Origin of the sequence: Roseomonas acroporae, assembly GCF_023223525.1 — a bacterium.
GTDB classification, from domain to species: Bacteria; Pseudomonadota; Alphaproteobacteria; order Acetobacterales; family Acetobacteraceae; genus Roseomonas_E; species Roseomonas_E acroporae.
Map to the genome: position 1 here is coordinate 26502 of NZ_JALPRX010000122.1, position 18921 is coordinate 45422.

General features: G+C 75.6%; 14 protein-coding genes. 6 read left to right on the plus strand and 8 right to left on the minus strand.

The features are described 5' to 3' along the window. Window positions 1–113: 113 nt before the first annotated feature. The 6 genes from M0638_RS23960 to M0638_RS28960 form a co-directional block, all read right to left on the minus strand. The gene (locus tag M0638_RS23960) at window positions 114–1418 is read right to left on the minus strand and encodes a DegT/DnrJ/EryC1/StrS family aminotransferase (protein WP_456316055.1); all 1305 of its coding nucleotides are present in this window, start codon (window positions 1416–1418) and stop codon (window positions 114–116) included. Window positions 1419–1530: 112 nt separating this feature from the next. Continuing rightward, a complete protein-coding gene (locus M0638_RS23965) occupies window positions 1531–2478 on the minus strand; it encodes an NAD-dependent epimerase/dehydratase family protein (RefSeq protein ID WP_345893063.1) in 948 nt (315 codons plus the stop codon). Window positions 2479–3077: 599 nt separating this feature from the next. Continuing rightward, complete coding sequence (locus M0638_RS23970; RefSeq protein ID WP_248669483.1) at window positions 3078–3443, minus strand: RidA family protein; 366 nt, start codon at window positions 3441–3443, stop codon at window positions 3078–3080. Window positions 3444–3840: 397 nt separating this feature from the next. Continuing rightward, complete coding sequence (locus M0638_RS23975; protein WP_248669484.1) at window positions 3841–4791, minus strand: metal ABC transporter permease; 951 nt, start codon at window positions 4789–4791, stop codon at window positions 3841–3843. Between the two features lie 35 nt (window positions 4792–4826). Then, window positions 4827–5876 carry a metal ABC transporter ATP-binding protein gene (locus tag M0638_RS23980; protein WP_345893064.1) on the minus strand — a complete coding sequence of 350 codons (1050 nt, stop codon included), beginning with the start codon at window positions 5874–5876 and terminating at the stop codon, window positions 4827–4829. Between the two features lie 8 nt (window positions 5877–5884). Beyond that, window positions 5885–6016: a hypothetical protein gene (locus M0638_RS28960; RefSeq protein ID WP_282572260.1), complete on the minus strand. Its 132-nt coding sequence runs from the start codon at window positions 6014–6016 to the stop codon at window positions 5885–5887. A gap of 316 nt (window positions 6017–6332) precedes the next feature. On the opposite strand from M0638_RS28960, the gene M0638_RS23985 reads away from it, so the two are divergent. From M0638_RS23985 to dnaE, 5 genes are all read left to right on the plus strand, one after another. Then, a complete protein-coding gene (locus M0638_RS23985) occupies window positions 6333–7649 on the plus strand; it encodes a DUF445 domain-containing protein (protein WP_248669485.1) in 1317 nt (438 codons plus the stop codon). A gap of 286 nt (window positions 7650–7935) precedes the next feature. Then, window positions 7936–9327 carry a Si-specific NAD(P)(+) transhydrogenase gene (gene sthA, locus M0638_RS23990; RefSeq protein WP_248669486.1) on the plus strand — a complete coding sequence of 464 codons (1392 nt, stop codon included), beginning with the start codon at window positions 7936–7938 and terminating at the stop codon, window positions 9325–9327. Between the two features lie 279 nt (window positions 9328–9606). After that, window positions 9607–10305 carry an enoyl-CoA hydratase/isomerase family protein gene (locus M0638_RS23995; protein WP_248669487.1) on the plus strand — a complete coding sequence of 233 codons (699 nt, stop codon included), beginning with the start codon at window positions 9607–9609 and terminating at the stop codon, window positions 10303–10305. Window positions 10306–10602: 297 nt separating this feature from the next. Further along, a complete protein-coding gene (locus M0638_RS24000; protein ID WP_248669488.1) occupies window positions 10603–11715 on the plus strand; it encodes a ketopantoate reductase family protein in 1113 nt (370 codons plus the stop codon). Window positions 11716–11903: 188 nt separating this feature from the next. Continuing rightward, complete coding sequence (gene dnaE / locus M0638_RS24005; protein ID WP_248669489.1) at window positions 11904–15389, plus strand: DNA polymerase III subunit alpha; 3486 nt, start codon at window positions 11904–11906, stop codon at window positions 15387–15389. A gap of 266 nt (window positions 15390–15655) precedes the next feature. On the opposite strand, the gene M0638_RS24010 is transcribed toward dnaE, so the two are convergent. Both M0638_RS24010 and M0638_RS24015 read right to left on the minus strand, forming a co-directional pair. Continuing rightward, a complete protein-coding gene (locus M0638_RS24010) occupies window positions 15656–15997 on the minus strand; it encodes a hypothetical protein (RefSeq protein WP_248669490.1) in 342 nt (113 codons plus the stop codon). Window positions 15998–16125: 128 nt separating this feature from the next. Then, entirely contained in the window at window positions 16126–17016 is an 891-nt protein-coding gene (locus M0638_RS24015) for an ArsR/SmtB family transcription factor (RefSeq protein ID WP_248669491.1), read from the minus strand. Window positions 17017–17379: 363 nt separating this feature from the next. Here M0638_RS24015 and M0638_RS24020 point away from each other — a divergent pair, with 363 nt between their 5' ends. Continuing rightward, a complete protein-coding gene (locus tag M0638_RS24020) occupies window positions 17380–18672 on the plus strand; it encodes an MFS transporter (protein WP_248669492.1) in 1293 nt (430 codons plus the stop codon). The last annotated feature ends 249 nt before the right edge of the window (window positions 18673–18921 follow it).

The following is an 18921-nucleotide window of genomic DNA, read 5'->3' on the forward strand; positions in this document are numbered from 1 at the left end:
TTCGCTGTAGGACGTATCCGCCCGAAGGCATGAATCCACGTCGGGCAGGCTTCGGGGCGGCGGCCCGCCCCGGCTCCTGCCCCGACAGTGTGCCCGCCCGCCGTCGATCCGACTCAGCGCAGCGCGCGCAGCGCGGCGCAGACCCGGTCCACCTGCTCGTCCGTCATCTCCGGGTACATGGGCAGGCTCAGCACCTCCTCGGCCGCCCGCTCCGTCTCCCGGCACTCGGCCGGCCCCAGCGGCACCCGCCCGCGATACGCCGGCTGCAGGTGCACCGGCATCGGGTAGTGGATGGCGGTGCCGATCCCCGCCTCGCGCAGCATCGCCTGCATCGCCGGGCGGCCGGGCACCCGCAGCACGTACTGGTGGAACACGTGCTCCGCCCCCGGCCGGCGCACCGGCGGCGCGACCGGCCCGCCGGTCAGCGCCGCGTCGTAGGCCGCCGCGATCTCCCGCCGGCGCGCGTTGTTGCCGTCGAGGCGGGGCAGGCGCGCCCGCAGCACGGCCGCCTGCAATTCGTCGAGCCGGCTGTTGATGCCGCTCTCGGCCGAGATGTAGCGGTCCCGCCAGCCGTACTGGCGCAGCGCCCCGATGCGGTCGGCCAGCGCCGCGTCGTCGGTCGCGACGATGCCGGCATCGCCCAGCGCGCCGAGATTCTTGGTCGGGTAGAGGCTGAAGGCCGAGACGCGGCCGAAGGTGCCGAGCTTGCGCCCGTCCAGCAGCGAGCCGTGGCACTGCGCGCAATCCTCGATCAGCGGGATGCCCAGCGCGCCGCACGCCTCCAGCATCGGGCCGAGGTCGCAGCCCTGGCCGTAGAGGTGCACGGCCAGCACGGCGCGGATCGGCGGCAGGCCCGGCGGCGGGTCCCCCAGCACCGAGATCAGCTCGTCCGGGTCCATGGTGAAGGTCTCGGGGTCGATGTCGAGCAGCAGCGGCGTCGCGCCCACCACCTCGATCGCCGCCACCGAGGCGACGGCGGTGTGCGACACCGTCACCACCGTCGCGTCCGGCCCGATGCCGAGCGCCCGCAGCGCCAGCACGATGGCGTCCGTGCCGCTGCCGCAGCCCACGGCGCGCGCCGTGCCGAGCCACCGCGCGAACTCCGCCTCGAAGGCCGCGCCCTCGCGACCCAGGATGTACCAGCCGCTGGCGGCGGCGCGGTGCAGCGCCGCGTCGATCTCGGCCTGCTGCGCGCGGTAGCCCGCGCCCGGATCGGCGGGCGGGATCATCGCCAGCGGCCCGGGGGCCGAGGCCGGGGCCGGGGCCAGGACAGGGGCGGGCGCCGGCGCGGCCGGCGGGACGGCGAGCTGCGCCGGCGCCGCCGGCGTGGCCGCCCGCGGGATGTCCAGCGGGGCATCGCCCAGCCTGAAGTGCGGCTGCGGCAGGGTGGCAGCGGCCGTGAGATCGGAGGTCGTCATGGTCGTCGTCCTGGCGGCGGCCGCGCCGTTGCTGCCGGACCCGGGGAGGCGTTCCGCCGTCCGGGAGGGAGCGAGCGCTGGCGCGCGTATCGTTTCGGGGATGGGCGGATCGTCAGAGGTACGAGGCGAGGCGGGGGCGGAACCAGTCCAGCGTCATGCGCAATCCTTCCGCGAGTCCGTGGCGCGGCGCCCAGCCGGTCGCCTCCCGGAAGGCACGGTCGTCGGCATGGAAGGAGCCGATGTCGATCGCCTTCCGGTCGGCCGGGAATTCCCGCACCGCGTAGGTGCCGCCGCCATTGGCCGCGACCACCGCCTCGGCGAGCTGGCGCAGCGAGACGGGCGACGCGCCGCCGAGGTTGTAGGTCCCGCCGGCGCAGCCCGGCGTCTCGGCGGCCAGCAGGAAGCCCGACACCACGTCGTCGAGATAGGCGAGGTCGCGCAGCTGCTCGCCGCCCCAGACCTCGAAGGGCTCGCCCTCCAGCACCCGGCGGACCCAGATGCCGAGGAAGGTCTGCCGGTGGTCGCGGATGCGCATGCGCGGGCCGTAGCAATTGGTCAGCCGCAGCGAGACGACGGGGCGCCGGTGCACCCGGTGCTCCAGCAGCCAGTACTGCTCGCCGGCGAATTTCGCGACGCCGTTGGCATCCGGCGGCACCACCGGATGCCGCTCGTCCACCGGCAGGTACTGCGCGCGGCCGTAGAACTGCCGGGTCGAGGCATGCACCACCACGGCCGCCGGCGCCTCGGCCCGCAGCGCCGCGATCAGGCGGAGCTGGGCCAGGGCGTTGACCGAGAGGTCGTTGGCCGGGTCCGCCATGCTGTCCATGTGGCTGGTCTGCGCGGCGAGGTTGAACACCGCCTCCACGTCGCGGCAGAGCGGGGCGAGGTCCGCCGTGCGCAGATCCGCCTCCACCAGCTCCACCGGCAGCCCCGCGAGGTTGGCGGCGCTGGCCCCCGTGCCCGGCACCATCGCGTCGATCGCCGTCACCCGCGCGCCGCGTTCGGCCAGGGCGTGGCAGAGCCCGCTGCCGAGGAAGCCGGCGCCACCCGTGACCAGCACGCGGCGGCCCTGCCAACGCCCCTCCCGCCGGTGGTCGTTCCGGCCGGGATCGGGCTCTCGCGCGCCATTCATCGGCTGGCCGGCCCCGGATCGGGGCAAGGCCGCAGCAGCCGGGCGCGGTGGCGGCGCCGGCCGGTGCCCGCTGCCGGGCGGCGTGCGGCCCGGTCGCCGGAGGGGCAGGGCGGTGACAGGCGGGGACGTGGCGTGGCGGGCATGCGGACCGGACCCTCTGGCGACGGTGCAGTATTGCATCATTGTCGCAGGATTGCGACGAAAGCGTGCCGGGCGCCCGGCATTGACGTGGCGGTCTGCCGCGCTTCGGCCGCGATCCCGCGGATTGTTGCGCCGCATCACTTTCGTCTCGTTAACATGGCAACGACGCAGGAGGCGCGACCGCGCGCATCCATTCCCCGGGGCGGCCGTGGCGCGGCCGGCCCGGCGGCACGGGCGGGATCGAGAGACGGCGCCGCCGGCCGACCCGCGCCGCGGGTTCCAGGCCCTTTGCCGGGACCCCTCCGCCGGGCATGCCGCGGTACCGGCCCGAGGCAGCGCGGCTGGCCCCGTTCGGGGTCGTCGCCGTGGCGGGGAACCCGGCCGGCTCAAGGCAGCAGCGCCACCCCGGTGATCTCCACCTTCCAGCGCGGGTCCACCAGCCGCGCCTCAATGGTCATGCGGGCGGGCTTGGCGGCCGGGTCCAGCCAGCGGTCCCAGGCGCGGTTCATCGCCGGCGCGTCGGCGATGTCCGCCAGCACGACGGTGACGGAGAGCAGCCGGCGCTTGTCGGTGCCCGCCTCGGCCAGCAGCGCGTCGATCTGGGCGAGGATGTCGGCGGTCTGCGCCTCGGCGTCGGCCTCGCCCCGCTCGAACAGCGCATCGTCCGCCACCTGCCCGGCGAGGTGGAGAAGCCCGCCGCCGGCGACGGCGCCGGAGAGACGGGCTTCCTCTGCGTGGCGGCGGATGGTCATGGCGCGGTCGCTCCAGTGTGTCGGGCCGGGGGACGGCACCGGCGACGCCGCCCGGGAGCGGCGAGGGCGGCCGGCCCGGCGCTCCGCCCGGTGGGAATCTAGAGCGGATCGCCGGCGGGCGGCTACGCCCGGAGGCGTGAATCCGCCCGGAAAACAATGAGATGGAGCGGAGCTCGGTCCCGGCCGGACCGCGTTCCGCTCCGTTCCGCTCGAACCCGGCCGCAAGCACCGCCTGCCGGAAGGGTCGCTGGTCGCCGGGAAGATCGGCGGCGCCTGCCTCGATCCGCAACCCGCCCCGAATTTCCGCCTGCGTCTCCGATCGTGGATGTCGCGCCCGTCGATGCCGCGCCCGTCGATGCCGCGCCCTGGCGGCGGCATTCGACCGGCGTGCGCAGGATCAGCGGGATGGCCGCCCTGGCGGCACGCCGGGCCGCGCGCCGGGCGTCGGGTCGGTCTCCCACCCGCCGTCCCCGCCCTCCGGACCCGTGTCCCGGCCGGCCCGCCGGCGCCGCCGCGCCAGCACCCCGTCCACCGGGCCGAGCAGCGCCGAGGCGGCCCAAAGCGCGCCGGCCGTCAGCACCACCGCCGGCCCGCTCGGCAGGTCGGCGTGGTAGGAGAGCAGCAGCCCCGCCGCCGAGGCCAGCGCCGCGATCCCCGCCGCCGCCGCCGCGATCGCGCCCACCGAGCGCCCCCAGTGCCGCGCCGCGATCGCCGGCAGCATCATCAGCCCGACCGCCATCAGCGTGCCCAGCGCCTGCAGCGCCGCCACCACGTTCAGCACCACCAGGGCGAGGAACAGCAGGTGCCACGCCCCGCCGCGCGCCCCCACCGAGGCGGCGAAGCCGGGGTCGAAGCACTCCAGCACCAGCGGCCGCCAGGCGAAGGCCAGCGCCGGCAGCGTCACGGTCGCGGCGCCGGCCATCAGCAGCAGCGCCTGGTCGTCCACGCCGAGCACGCTGCCGAACAGGAGCTGCGTCAGCTCCACCGCCCCGCCGCGCCAGGAGACCATCGCGACGCCCGCCGCCAGCGCCACGAGGTAGAGCGCCGCGAGCGACGCATCCTCCCGCCCGCCCGTCGCCCGCGACAGCGCCCCGGCGCCGAGCGCCACCGCGAGCCCCGCCAGCAGCCCGCCGATCCCCATCGCCGGCACGGAGAGGCCGAACAGCAGGAAGCCGGCCGCGACGCCCGGCAGGACCCCGTGCGCCATCACGTCGGCGGTCAGGCTCATCCGCCGCAGCACCAGGAAGACGCCGAGCGGCGCCGCCGAGACCGACAGGGCGAGGCAGCCCGCCAGGGCACGGCGCAGGAAGCCGAAATCGGCGAAGGGCGCGAACAGCAGGTCGTGCATGGGGATGGGGCGGGGGCGCGCGCGGGGCGCGGCGATCAGGTCAGGTGGTGCGGGCGGCCCGCCGCGTCCGCACGCGGCGGCGCCGGCATGCCCGGCATCGCCGGGCCGGTCGGCCGGCGGTCGCCCGCCCCATGGTCGCCCGCCCGACGATCATCGGGCCAGGGGGCATCGGGCCAGGGGGCGCCGGGCCAGGGGGTATCGGGCCAGGAGGCGTCGGGCCGAGGGGCGCCGGGCCGGGGGGCGCCGGGCCGGGGGGCGCCGGGCCAGGAGGCGTCGGTCCACCGGGCGCCGGCTCCGTGGTCATCAGCCCCGTGGTCATCGGCCCAGGGTTCGCCCGCCCACCAGTCCCGCGCCATGCGCGCGCGCCGCCGGTTGGCGGGGGTCAGCACCTCGGCGGTCGCCCCCCAGCCCAGGCAGTCGCAGGCCAGCAGCAGCGTCTCCGGGAAGGCGTGGCGGACGAGGTCGAGGTCGTGCAGCACCGCCACCACCGTGCGCCCCTCGCCGTGCCAGCGGCGCAGCAGCGACAGCAGGTCGGCCAGGGTGCGCGCATCCACGGCGTTGAACGGCTCGTCCAGCAGGATCACCGGCGCGTCCTGCACCAGCAGCCGGGCGAAGAGCAGGCGCTGCATCTGCCCGCCCGAGAGGCTGCCGATCGGCCGCCGCTCGTGCCCTTCCAGCCCCACCGCCGCCAGTGCCGCGCGGGAACGCTGGCGCAGCGCCGGGGTGACCCGGCGGAACGGGCCGAGGCGCGACCAGTGGCCCAATTCCACCACGTCGAGGCAGGCGATCGGGAAGCCGCGGTCCAGCGTCGCCGCCTGCGGCAGCAGCGCGATCCGCGCGGGATGGGAGAGCGAGACCGTGCCGGCGGCCGGCCGGTGCAGCCCGGCCAGGGCCTGCAGCAGGGTGGTCTTGCCGGCGCCGTTCGGCCCGACCACGGCGGTCAGGCTGCCCGGCGCGAAGCAGCCGCTCAGGCCGCGCACCGCCACCTGCCCGCCATGCGAGAGGGTGAGGTCGCGCACCGCCAGCGCGGGCGGGCCATGGGCCGGCCCAGGGGGGGGCGTGAGGGCGATCGCGGGAGCGGGCATGGAGGCGTTCACGCCCGCATCGCCCAGAGCACGCCGAGCCAGAGCGCGGCGAGGATGGCGGCCGCCAGCAGCAGGCGCGCCCCGGCGCCCGCCGACAGGGCGAGCGGGTTGGGGCGCGGGACGGATGCCGGTTCGACCATATGTTATAGCATAACAAAAACCCTCTGGCCGGCAAGGCGTGACCGGGCCGCCGGGCCGGCCCCGGCGGCGGGGCAGGCTCGCGCCACCAGGGTGGCCGGCCTGGCCCGCCCAGGGGAGCCCAGGGGAGCCAGGGAGGGAGCCGGGATAGGGGGGCGGGCGAGGGGATCGCCGGCAAGGGGGGGCGGGGGAAGGGCGCTGGGCAAGGGCGCCGTCGGCGGATAGGGTCCGGCCTCCATGCAGGGTTCTCCCTCCCTTTCGACCGCCCCGCGCGAGGCATCGCCGGAGCCGCCCCCGGGACAGCCCCCGGAACCGTCGATGCCCGCCCCGCCCGATGCCGGGTTCGCGCCGGCTTCCATCCCGGTACCGGCCGAGGACCCCGAGGCGCCGCTGCGCCGCGCGCTCCGCCGGCACCGCGCCATCGCCACCGGCCTGCTGCTGCTCATGGCCGGGCTGATGCTCGGCACCTACTGGATGCCGCCGGGCTACTGGACCGAGCTGCTGCAGGCCGCCGCCAAGGCCGGCGTGGTGGGCGGCCTGGCCGACTGGTTCGCGGTGACGGCGCTGTTCCGCCACCCGCTCGGCCTGCCCATCCCGCACACGGCGATCATCCCGAGCCAGAAGGAGCGGCTGGGGCGCGGCCTCGGCCGCTTCGTCGCCAACCACGTCTTCACCGAGGCCGAGGTGCGGCGCGTGATCGGCCGGCTCGACCTCGCCGCCATCCTGCGCGGTTTCCTGTCGGACCCGGATTCCGCCCGCCCCGCCGCGCAGGCCATGGCGCAGACGCTGCCCGGCGTGCTGGCGAGCCTGGGCGACGGCCGCGCGCGGCGGCTGCTCGGGCGGCTGCTGCCGCGCGTCGCCGGCGGTCCGGGCGGGGCGAAGGTGCTGGCCCGCGTGCTGCGCGTGCTGATGGCGGGCGGCCAGCACCAGGAGGTGTTCGGCCTCGCCGTCGCGCAGATCAAGATCCTGCTCCAGGCGCGCGAGGCGGCGCTGCGCGACGCCATCGCCCGGCGCGTGCGCGACGAGGGCGGCGCGCTGGTCGGCTGGCTGGCCGGCGCCGCCGTGGCGCGCCGCGTGCTCTCGGCGCTCAACGCCGAGCTCGGCAGGATCGAGCCCGGCGACAGCGAGCTGCGCGCGGCCTTCGAGACCTGGCTGCTGGCCGAGATCGAGCGGCTGGAGAACGACCCGGAGCGCGCCGCCTCGGTCGGCCGGGCGCTGCGCGACGCCGTGTCCCACCCGGCCGTCGCCGCCTGGCTCGGCGATGTCTGGGCGCGGCTGCGGGCGAAGCTGGAGGAGGACGCGTCGCGGCCCGAGGGGCGCACCGTGACGCTGCTGGAAGGCGCCTTCCGCAACGCCGGCGAGATGCTGGCCTCCGACCCCGCCGCGCGCGACCGGCTGAACCGGCTGGCCGAGGCCATGCTGATGCGCCTGCTGCCCGCGGCGCGCACCCGCATCGCCGACTTCATCGCCGGCGTGGTGCAGAACTGGGACACCGCCACGGTGACGGAGCGGATCGAGCTGCGCGTCGGGCGCGACCTGCAATACGTGCGCATGAACGGCACGCTGGTGGGATTCCTGGTCGGCGGGGCGCTCTACGCGCTGCTCAAGGCGGTGTTCGGGGTGGTGGCGGAGTAGGGGGGCGCCCCCCGGCGCCGGGGCATTCCGAGGCGCTGCCCCGGACCCCGCCAGGAAGGGCGCCGCCCTTCCTGGACCATCCCGCTTGGGTCCGGGGGGGGAGGATGGGGAGGCCCCGGACCCCGCTCGTTTCGGGTCCCGGCCGCTTCACCAAGCATCCACTGTTCGCGGGCCGATAATCACGGTTACGATGGATCCAGGGATGCGGAAGGATGCTCGGCCCATGCCCCCAACGGCCCGCCGCACGGCTTCGCCTGCATGAGCGCCGACCGATGAGCGCCCCCCGATGAGCAGCTACGACCTCATCGTCATCGGCAGCGGCCCCGCCGGGCGGCGCGCCGCGATCCAGGCCGCCAAGCTCGGCCGGCGCGTGCTGGTGGTGGAGAAGGGCCGCCGCGTCGGCGGCGTCTCGGTCCACACCGGCACCATCCCCTCCAAGACGCTGCGCGAGACGGTGCTGAACCTCACCGGCTGGCGCGAGCGCGGCTTCTACGGCAGCGCCTACCGCGTGAAGAAGGACCTCACGGCGCAGGACCTGCTGATCCGCCTGCGCAAGACGCTGGACCACGAGGTGGACGTGCTGGAGCACCAGTTCGCCCGCAACGGCGTCGCCACCATCACCGGCACCGCCCGCTTCCTCGACAGCCACGCGGTCGAGGTCCGCACCGGCGAGGACGAGACGCGCCGCTTCGCCGCCGAACGCTTCGTCATCGCCGTCGGCACCCGCCCGCACCGGCCCGCCGGCATCCCCTTCGACGGCGAGCGCGTGCTCGACAGCGACGAGATCCTGGACCTCAGGCGCCTGCCGCGTTCCCTCACCGTGGTCGGCGCCGGGGTGATCGGGGTCGAGTACGCGACGATCTTCAGCGCCCTCGACGTCGCCGTCTCGCTGGTCGAGGCCCGCCCCTCCTTCCTCGACTTCATCGACGAGGAGCTGATCGAGGACTTCACCCACCAGCTCCGCGACCGCGGCATGACGCTGCGCCTGGGCAGCAAGGTCGAGCGCATCGCGGTGGAGGAAGGCGGCGTCGTCACCGAGCTCGCGGGCGGCCGCCGCGTCCGCGCCGAGATGCTGCTCTACTGCGCCGGCCGCACCGGCGCCACGGACACGCTGAACCTCGCCGCCTGCGGCCTCGCCGCCGATCAGCGCGGCCGCGTCGCGGTCGATCCGGCGACGATGCAGACCGCGGTGCCGCACATCTACGCCGCCGGCGACGCGATCGGCTTCCCGAGCCTCGCCTCCACCTCGATGGAGCAGGGGCGCATCGCCGCCGGCCATGCCTGCGGCGTCGCCGTGCCGAAGGCACCGGAATTCTTCCCCTACGGCATCTACGCCGTGCCGGAGATCTCGACCATCGGGCTGAACGAGCAGGAGGCGCGGGCGAAGGGCATCCCCTACGAATGCGGCCTCGCGCGCTTCCGCGAGACCTCGCGCGGGCACATCATGGGCCTCAGCACCGGCATGATGAAGCTGATCTTCGCGCTGGAGGACCGCCGCCTGCTCGGCGCGCACATCGTGGGCGAGGGGGCGACGGAGCTGGTCCACATCGGCCAGGCCGTGCTCAACCTCGGCGGCACGCTCGACTACTTCATCGAGAACACCTTCAACTACCCGACGCTGGCCGAGGCCTACAAGATCGCGGCGCTCGACGCCTGGAACCGCCTCGCGCGCGGCTGAAGGCACGGGGCCGCCGGGCGGCCCCGTGCCTTCAGCCGCGCGCACGAACCCGTCCCGGCCGCCATGAGATGGCGCAAGGCGCGGCCCCGGCGGAGCGGATTTGCTCTATCGACCCCACCGCCGCGAGCGGCCAGGATACGGGCAGGCCGGGCCATCGCGTGGCGGCCCGCCGGGGTTGGGCGCCGCGCCCGGCGGGCGCATGGAACGGGAGTGTGCACGCATGCAGCCATGGATCGGCCGGGATGGGCGGCGCCGCGCCGCGTCGGCGGAGCGCGCGCCATGATCCGGCGCGAGAACGACGGCAAGGTCCGCATCCTCAGCCTGGAGCGGCCGGAGAAGCGCAACGCGCTGAACCGCGCCCTCGCGGAGTCGCTGCTCGCCGAGCTGCGCGCGGTGATGCGCGACCAGTCGGTGATCGGCGTGGTGCTGGGCGGCGCCGGCCCCTCCTTCTGCGCCGGCGAGGATCTCGGCGAGAACCGCGCCTACGCCGACGACCGCGACGCGCGCCTCGCCCGCTTCGCGCTCGGCGAGAAGCTGCTGCGCATCACCGAGGAGATCGGCAAGCCGGTGGTGGCGGCGGTGCAGGGCGCCGCCATGGGCGCCGGCGCCGCCATGGCGCTGAGCTGCGACATGGTGGTGGCCGAGCCCGGGGCGCGCTTCGCCTTCCCCGAGGCGCGGCACGACATCCTGCCGGTGCAGATGGTGCCGATCCTGCAACGCCATCTCGGCCCCAAGCTGACCTTCGAGCTGCTCGCCACCGGCCGCGACGTGCCGGCCGAGGAGGCGCTGCGCCTCGGCCTGGTCAACCGCATCGTGCCGTCGGAGAAGCTGCGCGAGGAGGCGGTCCGGCTGGTGCACGCGGCGGCGCTGCTCAGCCCTTCCGTGATGCTGTCGATGAAGGCGCTCTGCTCCCACGGGCCGCAGGGCATCGCCGCCGGCTTCGCCTCGGCCCGCACGGTCTGGCAGACGCGTCTCTGAGCGGGCCCGCGCAGCCTGCCGCGCGGATGGATTTCCGCGGCAGCGGGCTGCGCGGGCCTGCCCGGCCATCCGGCCGGGCGCGGATCGCCGGAGGTCCGCTCGGGGCGGATCGCCGGCGGCAGGCCGCCCCGGCCGGCGGCGTGCCGGAGGCCGCATGGCCGTCTCGCCCTCGGGGCTCCGTCCCGCCGGCGGAGCCGGGATCGGGGATCCGGAAAGCCATCGCGGCTCTTTGTCGTTGATGCGTGCCGCCGGCGCGTGCAGGCTGGCGCCCCTGCCCGAGCCAGCGACGGGATCGCCGTGCCGCATGGAGCCGCCCTGTCGCGCCCGACCGGCCCGATCCTGATCGTCGGCGCGGGCGGGATGGGCGGCTTGCTCGCCGCCTCGATGGTCCGGGCCGGCATCGAGGTCCTGGTGCTCGAACCCTGGGCACCGAACCGCGCGGCGATCCGCTCCGGCGGCCTGCGGCTGGAGCGTGACGGCGGACGCCGCGAGGTGGTGCCTCTGGCGGTGCACGACCGCGCCGAGGCGCTCGACGCGGCGCGGGCCGACGTGGCGCTGCTCTGCGTCAAGCTGCCCGAGATCGGCCCGGCCGTCGCCGCGCTGGAAGCCTGCTACCGGGGCCCCTACCTCGTCGTGGCGGACGGCCTGGCCGACCTCGACCTCGCATCGCTGATCGGTGCGGAGCGCGTCATGGGCTGCATCGTCAACGGCTGCGCCGCCGACCTGGTGGCGCCCGGCCGGATCCGCACCTACGAGCCCTTTCCCGCCCGGCCGCCGGCGCTCTTCCGGCTCGGCGAGGCGACCGGGGCGGCCACCGACCGGCTGGCGGCGCTGGCCGCGCTGTTCGGGCGGATCGCCCCGACCGAGACGGTGCGGGACCTGGTCGCTGCGCGCTGGAGCCATCTCGTGCTGTGCAGCATGATCGGGCCCCTCGCGGCGCTGAACGAACGGCCGCTGCGGGATCTGTTCCTCGACGCGGCGCTGCGGGCGGAGATGCTGGGGCTCGGCCTCGAGGCGGTGGCGACCGCCGCGGCCGCCGGCATCCGGCTCGACCCGATCTGCGGCATGCCCGAGGCGCTGTGGCGGGCCGCCCTGGGCAGCGAGGCCGCCCCGCTCGAGGCGCTGGAGGCCGGGCTGCTGCGGGCCGGGGCGCGGCAGGACCCGCGCCCGCTGGGCTGCATCATGGCCGACCTGACAGCCGGGCGGCCGACCCAGCTACCCTTCATCAACGGCGCGGTGGTGCGGCTGGCGCGGCAGCACGGCGTGCCCGTGCCCGCCAACGCGGCGGTCATGCGGCGCGTCCTGGCCCGCACCGCCCTGTCGACGCCCACCCTGGCGTTGCCTCCCCCGGGCGTTGCCCCCCAGGCGTCGTCCCCCGGCGGCGCCCCGGCCGCGCCGGCATTCCGGTGACACCGCGACCCGACCGCCGCGACCCGCCGCCGGAGCCCCCGAGCCGGGCCTGACGTCGGCACGGGCCGCGCGCCCGGCCGGGACGGCTGCGGCCGCCGACCCGGCGCATCTTCCGGGCCGCCGGGCGCGTCCACCCGGCCTGAAAATGCTCTACCCTGCGGGCAGCGGACTCGACCGCCGGAACCGACATGCCAGAGACAGCGCCCAGCCCGTCCCCCGCCTCGCCCTCCTTCGTCCACCTGCACAACCATTCCGCCTACTCGCTCTCGGAAGGCGCCATCAAGGCGGAGAAGCTGGCGGCGCTGGCGAAGGAGGCCGGCATGCCGGCCGTGGCGCTGACCGACAGCGCCAACCTGTTCGGCGCGCTGGAATTCGCGCAAGGGTGCAGCGGCAAGGGCGTGCAGCCGATCATGGGCTGCCAGCTCTTCCTCTCCCGCGCCGCCGCCGACGAGCGCCCCGAGGCGGAGCGGCAGGCGCCGGACCCGGTGGTGGCGCTGGCCATGGACGCCACCGGCCTCGACAACCTCCAGCGCCTCTCCTCGCGCTCCTACCTCGCTGCGGATCCCTCCGGGAAACCCTGCCTGAAGCTCGACACGCTGCGCGAGCACGCGGCCGGGCTGATCCTGCTCACCGGCGGCACCACCGGCCCGCTGGGCCGCCTGCTCTCGGAAGGGCGGCGCGAGCCGGCCGCCGGCCTGCTGGCGAAGCTGGCCGAGGCCTTCTCGGACCGCCTCGCCGTCGAGTTGCACCGGCACGGCCTGCCGGAGGAGCGGCTGGTCGAGCCCGGCCTGCTGGACCTCGCCGACGCCGCCGGCCTGCCGATCGTCGCCGCCAACGACGTCTACTTCGCCAGGTCCTCGATGCACGCGGCGCACGACGCGCTGCTCTGCATCGCCGAGGGGCGCGCCATCGCCGATCCGAACCGCCGCCGCGTGACGGGCGAGCACTGGTTCAAGCCGGCGGCCGCCATGCGCGCGCTGTTCGCCGACCTGCCGGATGCCTGCGACAACACGCTCGCCATCGCGCGCCGCTGCGCCGTGATGACCGAGGTGAAGAAGCCCGAGCTGCCGCTCTGCCCCAAGGTCCTGCCCGGCATGACCGAGGAGCAGACGGTGCAGGACATGGCCCGCCGCGGCCTGGAGGCCCGCCTCGACGCCATGGGCGCCGACGCGGCGACGCGGGAGACGTATCGCGGCCGCCTCGCCTACGAGCTCGGCGTGATCGAGAAGATGGGCTTCTCGGGCTACTTCCTGATCGTGGCCGACTTCATCCAGTGGGCCAAGCAGCAGGGCATCCCGGTGGGGCCGGGGCGCGGCTCCGGCGCCGGCTCGGTCGCCGCCTGGGCGCTGACCATCACCGACCTCGACCCGATGCGCTTCGGCCTGCTGTTCGAGCGCTTCCTCAACCCCGAGCGCGTCTCGATGCCGGACTTCGACATCGACTTCTGCCAGGACCGGCGCGGCGAGGTGATCGAGTACGTGCGCCGCGAGTACGGGGCGGACCGGGTGGGCCAGATCATCACCTTCGGCAAGCTCCAGGCCAAGGCGGCGGTGCGCGACGTGGGCCGCGTGATGGGGCTGCCCTACGGCCAGGTGAACCGAATCGCCGAGATCATCCCCTTCAACCCGGCCAAGCCGATCTCGCTGCAGCAGGCGATCGAGAGCGAGCCCCGGCTGCAGGAGATGCGCGAATCCGACGAGACCGTCGCGCACCTGCTCGACACGGCGCTGCAGGTGGAGGGGCTGTACCGCAACGCCTCCACCCACGCCGCCGGCGTGGTGATCGGGCGCAAGCCGCTGATCGACATCGTGCCGCTCTACCGCGATCCGCGCTCGGACATGCTGGTCACCCAGTACTCCATGAAGTACGTGGAGCTGGCGAGCCTCGTGAAGTTCGACTTCCTCGGCCTCAAGACGCTGACCGTGATCGAGCGCGCCCTCGCCCTGCTCAAGGATCGCGGCGTGGTGGTGGACATCGCCGCCATCCCGCTCGACGACGCGGCCACCTACGAGATGCTGCGCCGCGGCGACGCCGCCGGGGTGTTCCAATTCGAAGGCCAGGGCATGCGCGACTGCCTCAGGCAGATGCGCGTGGACCGCTTCGAGGACCTGGTCGCGGCCGTGGCGCTCTACCGCCCCGGCCCGATGGCCAACATCCCCGCCTACTGCCAGCGCAAGAACGGCGAGGCCGAGTGGGAGAGCCCGCACCCGAAGATCCGGCACATCCTGGAGGAGACCTTCGGGATCATGGTCTACCAGGAGCAGGTGATGCAGATCGCGCAGGAGCTGGCGGGCTACTCGCTCGGCGCCGCCGACCTGCTGCGCCGCGCCATGGGCAAGAAGATCCGCTCGGAGATGGAGAAGCAGCGCGTCATCTTCGCCGAGGGCGCGGCAAGGAACGGCGTCGATCCGCAGGTGGCGGGCGAGATCTTCGACATCATGGAGAAGTTCGCCGACTACGGCTTCAACAAGTCGCACGCGGCGGCCTACGCGCTGGTCTCCTACCAGACCGCCTGGCTGAAGGCGAACCACCCGGTCGAGTTCCTGGCCGCCTCCATGTCGCTCGACTTCACCAACACCGACAAGCTCGCCGGCCACATGCAGGAGGCGACGCGGCTCGGCATCACCGTGCTGCCGCCCGACATCAACCGCTCGGGGCACGACTTCCGGGTGGAGCGGCACGTGGACGCGGAGGGGAACGGGAAGGCCGCCATCCGCTTCGCGCTCGCCGCCGTCAAGCGCGTCGGCGAGCAGGCGATGAAGGACCTCGTCGCGGCGCGCGACGCGGCCGGCCCCTTCGCCTCGGTGACGGACTTCGCCGGCCGGGTCGATCCGAAGCTCATCAACAAGATGATGATTGAGAACCTCGCCAAGGCCGGCGCCTTCGACACGCTGGAGGGCAACCGCGCCCGCCTCGTCGCCGGGGCCGAGACGATCATGCGCCGCGCCCAGGCCGACGGCGAGCAGCGCAGCTCCTCCCAGGCCGGGCTGTTCGGCGACGCGCCCGCCGCCCTCGCCGCGCTGCGTCTGCCCGAGGTGCCGGACTGGCCGCAGCTCGAGCGCCTGGCCTTCGAGCAGGAGGCGGTGGGCTTCCACCTCTCCGCCCATCCGCTCGACGTCTACGACGTCGTGCTGCGCCGCCTCGGCGTCACCGCCTCCTCGCGCATCGCCGAGAAGGCGCGCCAGGGCGGATCGCGCCTCAAGCTGGCCGGCACCGTGGTCAACAGCAAGGAGCGCACCACCAAGACCGGCAGCCGCATGGCCTGGGTGCGCCTCTCGGATGCCGCCGGCACCTACGAGGTCACCTGCTTCTCCGAGGTCCTTTCCCGCTCGCGCGACCTGCTGGCCGAGGGCACGCCGGTGCTGATCCATGCCGAGGCGCGGCTGGAGGGCGAGGCGCTGCGGCTGACGGCGAACGAGGTGCAGGCGCTGGAGCAGGCGGCGCAGGGCGTCGGCCAGGGGCTCCGGCTCTGGCTGGAGCAGACCGAGGCGGTGGACCGGATCCGCGTGCTGCTGGAGCGGGAGGGCAGGGGGCGCGGCCGCGTGGTGCTGGTGCCGCGCACCGGCCAGGGACAGGAGGTGGAGATCAGCCTGCCCGGCGGCTTCAACGTCTCGCCGCGGCTGATGCAGGCGGTGCAGGTGGTGCCGGGCGTCGCGGCCGTCGAGCCGATCTGACGCCGCCCGGGCGCGCGCGGAGCGCCGGCGGGCGGCATGCGACCCGGCCGCGGAGGATGCGCGGCTGGCGGCCGGGCGGCGCCATGATGCGGAAGCGGTACGAAACGGCTGTGGACCGCACGGGCCCGGGCAAGGATGCAGCGCGACCTGTCATCGCCGGCGGCGGGCTGGGTGGCCGCGCCGGTCGGGTCGCGCCGATCGGCCGCCGATCGGTCACCGATCGGTCACCCTGGGCCGACCGGCGCGGCCGATCGGCGCCGTCCCGCTCAGCCGCCCCGCTCGACGAGGCGCCGCGCCGCGCGCCGTATCAGCCAGCCCGACACGCCCGGCGCCTTCGCGATCGCGTCCCGCAGCGCGCGCAGCTCTGCCTCCGCCTGGTTGCGGGCCAGGACGGCATCGAGGGCCTGGCCGCGCGCGACCTTCTGGCCCTCGTCCAGCGCCGCCAGCCGGTCGGCGGTCACCTTGGCGATTCCCTGCTGCTCGATGGCGCGCAGCCGCGTGCGCGCCTCGTCCAGCTCGCGCCGGAGCTGGGCGAGATCGTTGCTTTCGGGGCCGGTCGGCCTGGCGGCGCCCTGCCCGGCCGCCCGGCCCGTGCGACGACGGCTCATTGCAACCCTTCCTTCCTCGCTCCTGGGCCGGTCTCCCCGGCACCGGCTGCGCCCGATGTCTCCGGCCGTCCGGGCATAAGCCCGTCGAGGCAGGGAGCGCGCAAGGGGTTCGGCGGGATGCCGGCGGATCAGCGGGTTTCGGACCCGGCGGGGCAGGGTGAGGGCCTGCCGGCGCGACGATCCGGGCCGCCCGTGCCCGGATCGCCGGGGGCGGCGCGTGTTCCCCGCCGGCCGTTCGGCCCGTGCGCCGCCCGGCCGGGGGCCGGCCCATCTCCCGCGCCGGCGGCCGGCTCCCACGCCTCGGCCGGCAGGTCGAAGGCGTTCCCCAGCGCCAGCCGCCCGGCGGGCGTGACGGCCACGGCGCGCGTGCCGTCGAGGCGCCGCAGCCAGCCATGCGCGAAGCATGCCCGGCACAGGGCCGCGCCCACCGCCCCGGCGAGGTGCGGCCGCCTTTCGCTCCAGTCGAGGCAGGGGCGGCAGAACACGCGGCCACTCCGCGCCCCGCCGCGCCGTGTCGCCGAATCGAGATCGACCCCGAGTCCCCGCAGGAACGCGTCTCCCGCCCCGGTCAGCGCGCCGCCGTCCGCCGACAGCTCCACCTGCCCGCGCGCCACCATCCGGTCCGTCATCGCCACGGCGAGCCGGCCGGCGAGATGGTCGTAGCAGGTGCGGGCGCGACGCAGCGCCCGGTCCCGCGGGCCGATCCTGGCGGCCACCGCCCGGCCCGGCGCCTGCCCGTCGAGGCCGGCCGAGGCGGCCATGATGCCTTCCAGCATGGCGGCGACCGCGGGCGAGGCCAGGCGGTGGTAGCGGTGCCGCCCCTGTCGCTCCACCGCCAGCAGGCCGCCTTCGGCCAGGCGCAGGAGATGGCCGCTCGCCGTCTGCGGCGCGATTCCCGCGATGCCCGCCAGCTCCGTCGCCGTCAGGGCGCGGCCATCCATCAGCGCCAGCAGCATGCTGGCGCGTGCCGGGTCGCCCGCGAGGGCGGCGGTCCCGGCGAAGGCGGCGGTGCTGAGCATGGGCGTGCTCTCCTTCGGCTTTCCTCAGCTTCCCTTCGCCCCCCGGAACCACGCGGGGGCGTGCGGGCCCAGGGGACGCGCCTGTCCCGCGATGCCGAGGTCCGTCGGATCGAGGGCCGGCACCGTCTCCGGCCGGTGCGGCCGCGAGGACGGCCCCGGCTCGCGGCCGGCGTGCTTGGGGCAGGCGAGCACGGGGTGGGCAAGCATAGGGCGGCACGCGGCGCGATGCTTCGGCCGCGCCCGTAGCAATGGCCGGCGCGCGGCGCGACCATCGTCCCGGCAATGGCGGATCACCCCGATGAGCCTGTCCCGGCCCCCTCCCGACCTGCCTCCCCGGCCCGGTGCCGCCGCCACGCGCCGCGCATGATCGTCGCGAGGCAGGACCGGCCGGCCCCGTTCCCCGGCTGGCGCGTCGTCCGGGCCGCCTTCGCGGTGGCCGTCTTCGGCTGGGGCGTCGGCTTCTACGGCCCCCCGGTCTTCCTGCACGCGCTGCACGAATCGCGCGGCTGGCCGGTGGGGCTCGTCTCGGCCGCCGTCACGCTGCACTTCCTGCTCGGGGCGCTGGCGGTCGCCAACCTCGCCGCGCTGCACCGCCGCTTCGGGGTGGTCGCGGTCACGCGTGCGGCCGGGCTCGCCGCGGCGTGCGGCTTCCTCGGCTGGGCACTGGCGCGCGAGCCCTGGCAGCTCTTCGCGGCCACCCCGCTGACCGGCTTCGGCTGGGCGGGAACGGGAGCGGCGGCGATCAACGCCATGGTGGCACCCTGGTTCGTCCGCCTGCGTCCGGCCGCACTCTCGACCGCCTACAACGGCGCCAGCGTCGGCGGCGTGCTGTTCTCGCCGCTCTGGGTGGCGCTGATCGCCTGGTGCGGCCTCGCGGGCGCCGCGGCGCTGCTCGGCGCGGCCATGGCGCTCGCGCTCTGGTGGCTCTCGGGACGCTGCCTCGGGCGCCTGCCGGCGGAGCTGGGGCTGGCGCCGGACGGGGACGCGCCGGGGGGCGTGACGCCGCCTGCCCGGGCCCGTGCCGACGCGGCGCCGCTCGCCGGCTCTCCCCCCGGCTCCTCCCCCGGCTCGCCTTGGCGCGACCGCCGCTTCCTGACGCTCGCCGCCGGCGCCTCGCTCGGCCTGTTCGCCCAGGTCGGCCTCCTCGCGCACCTGCTCTCGCTGCTCGCGCCGGCGATCGGGATGCGGCAGGCCGGGTTCGCCCTCGGCCTCGCCACGGCCTGCGCGGTGCTGGGGCGGACGGCCACGGGCTGGCTGCTGCCGCCCGGCGCCGACCGCCGCGTCGCCTCGGCGGCCGGCTACGGCGTGCAACTGGCCGGCTCGCTCGCCTTCCTCGCCGCCGATGGCGGGGCGGTGCTGCTGCTCGGCGTGGTGCTGTTCGGCCTCGGGATCGGCAACGCGACCTCGCTGCCGCCGCTGATCGCGCAGGCGGAGTTCCGGCCGGCCGATGTCGCCCGCGTCGTGGCGCTCGCCACCGCCGCCGGCCAGGCCGGCTACGCCTTCGCGCCGGCGCTGCTCGGCCTCGTGCGGGACACCGCCGAGGCGGCGTTGCCGGGCGGGGGAGCCGTCGCCCTGTTCGCCGCCGTGGCGGCGATCCAGGTCGCGGCGATGGTCGTGATGCTGCGCGGCCGGCCCGGGGCCGTCCCGGCGGAATGACCGCCCCGCCGCCCGTCCGGTACCGCCCCCCCGGCGTCGGGGCTTCGGCGCCGGGCGCTCCGGCAGGCCGGCGCCGCGGCGCGCCCGCGATGGTGCCGGGTGAGGGGATCGAACCCCCGACCTTCGGTTTACAAAACCGAACCAGTATCATGACACGAAAAGACACAGGCTGCCTTAAGCGCCATAGCTCATTGAAATTGCCTGATCCGTTCTGGAAGCTGCTGGCAGAAGCCGACTCCAGCCGCCAGG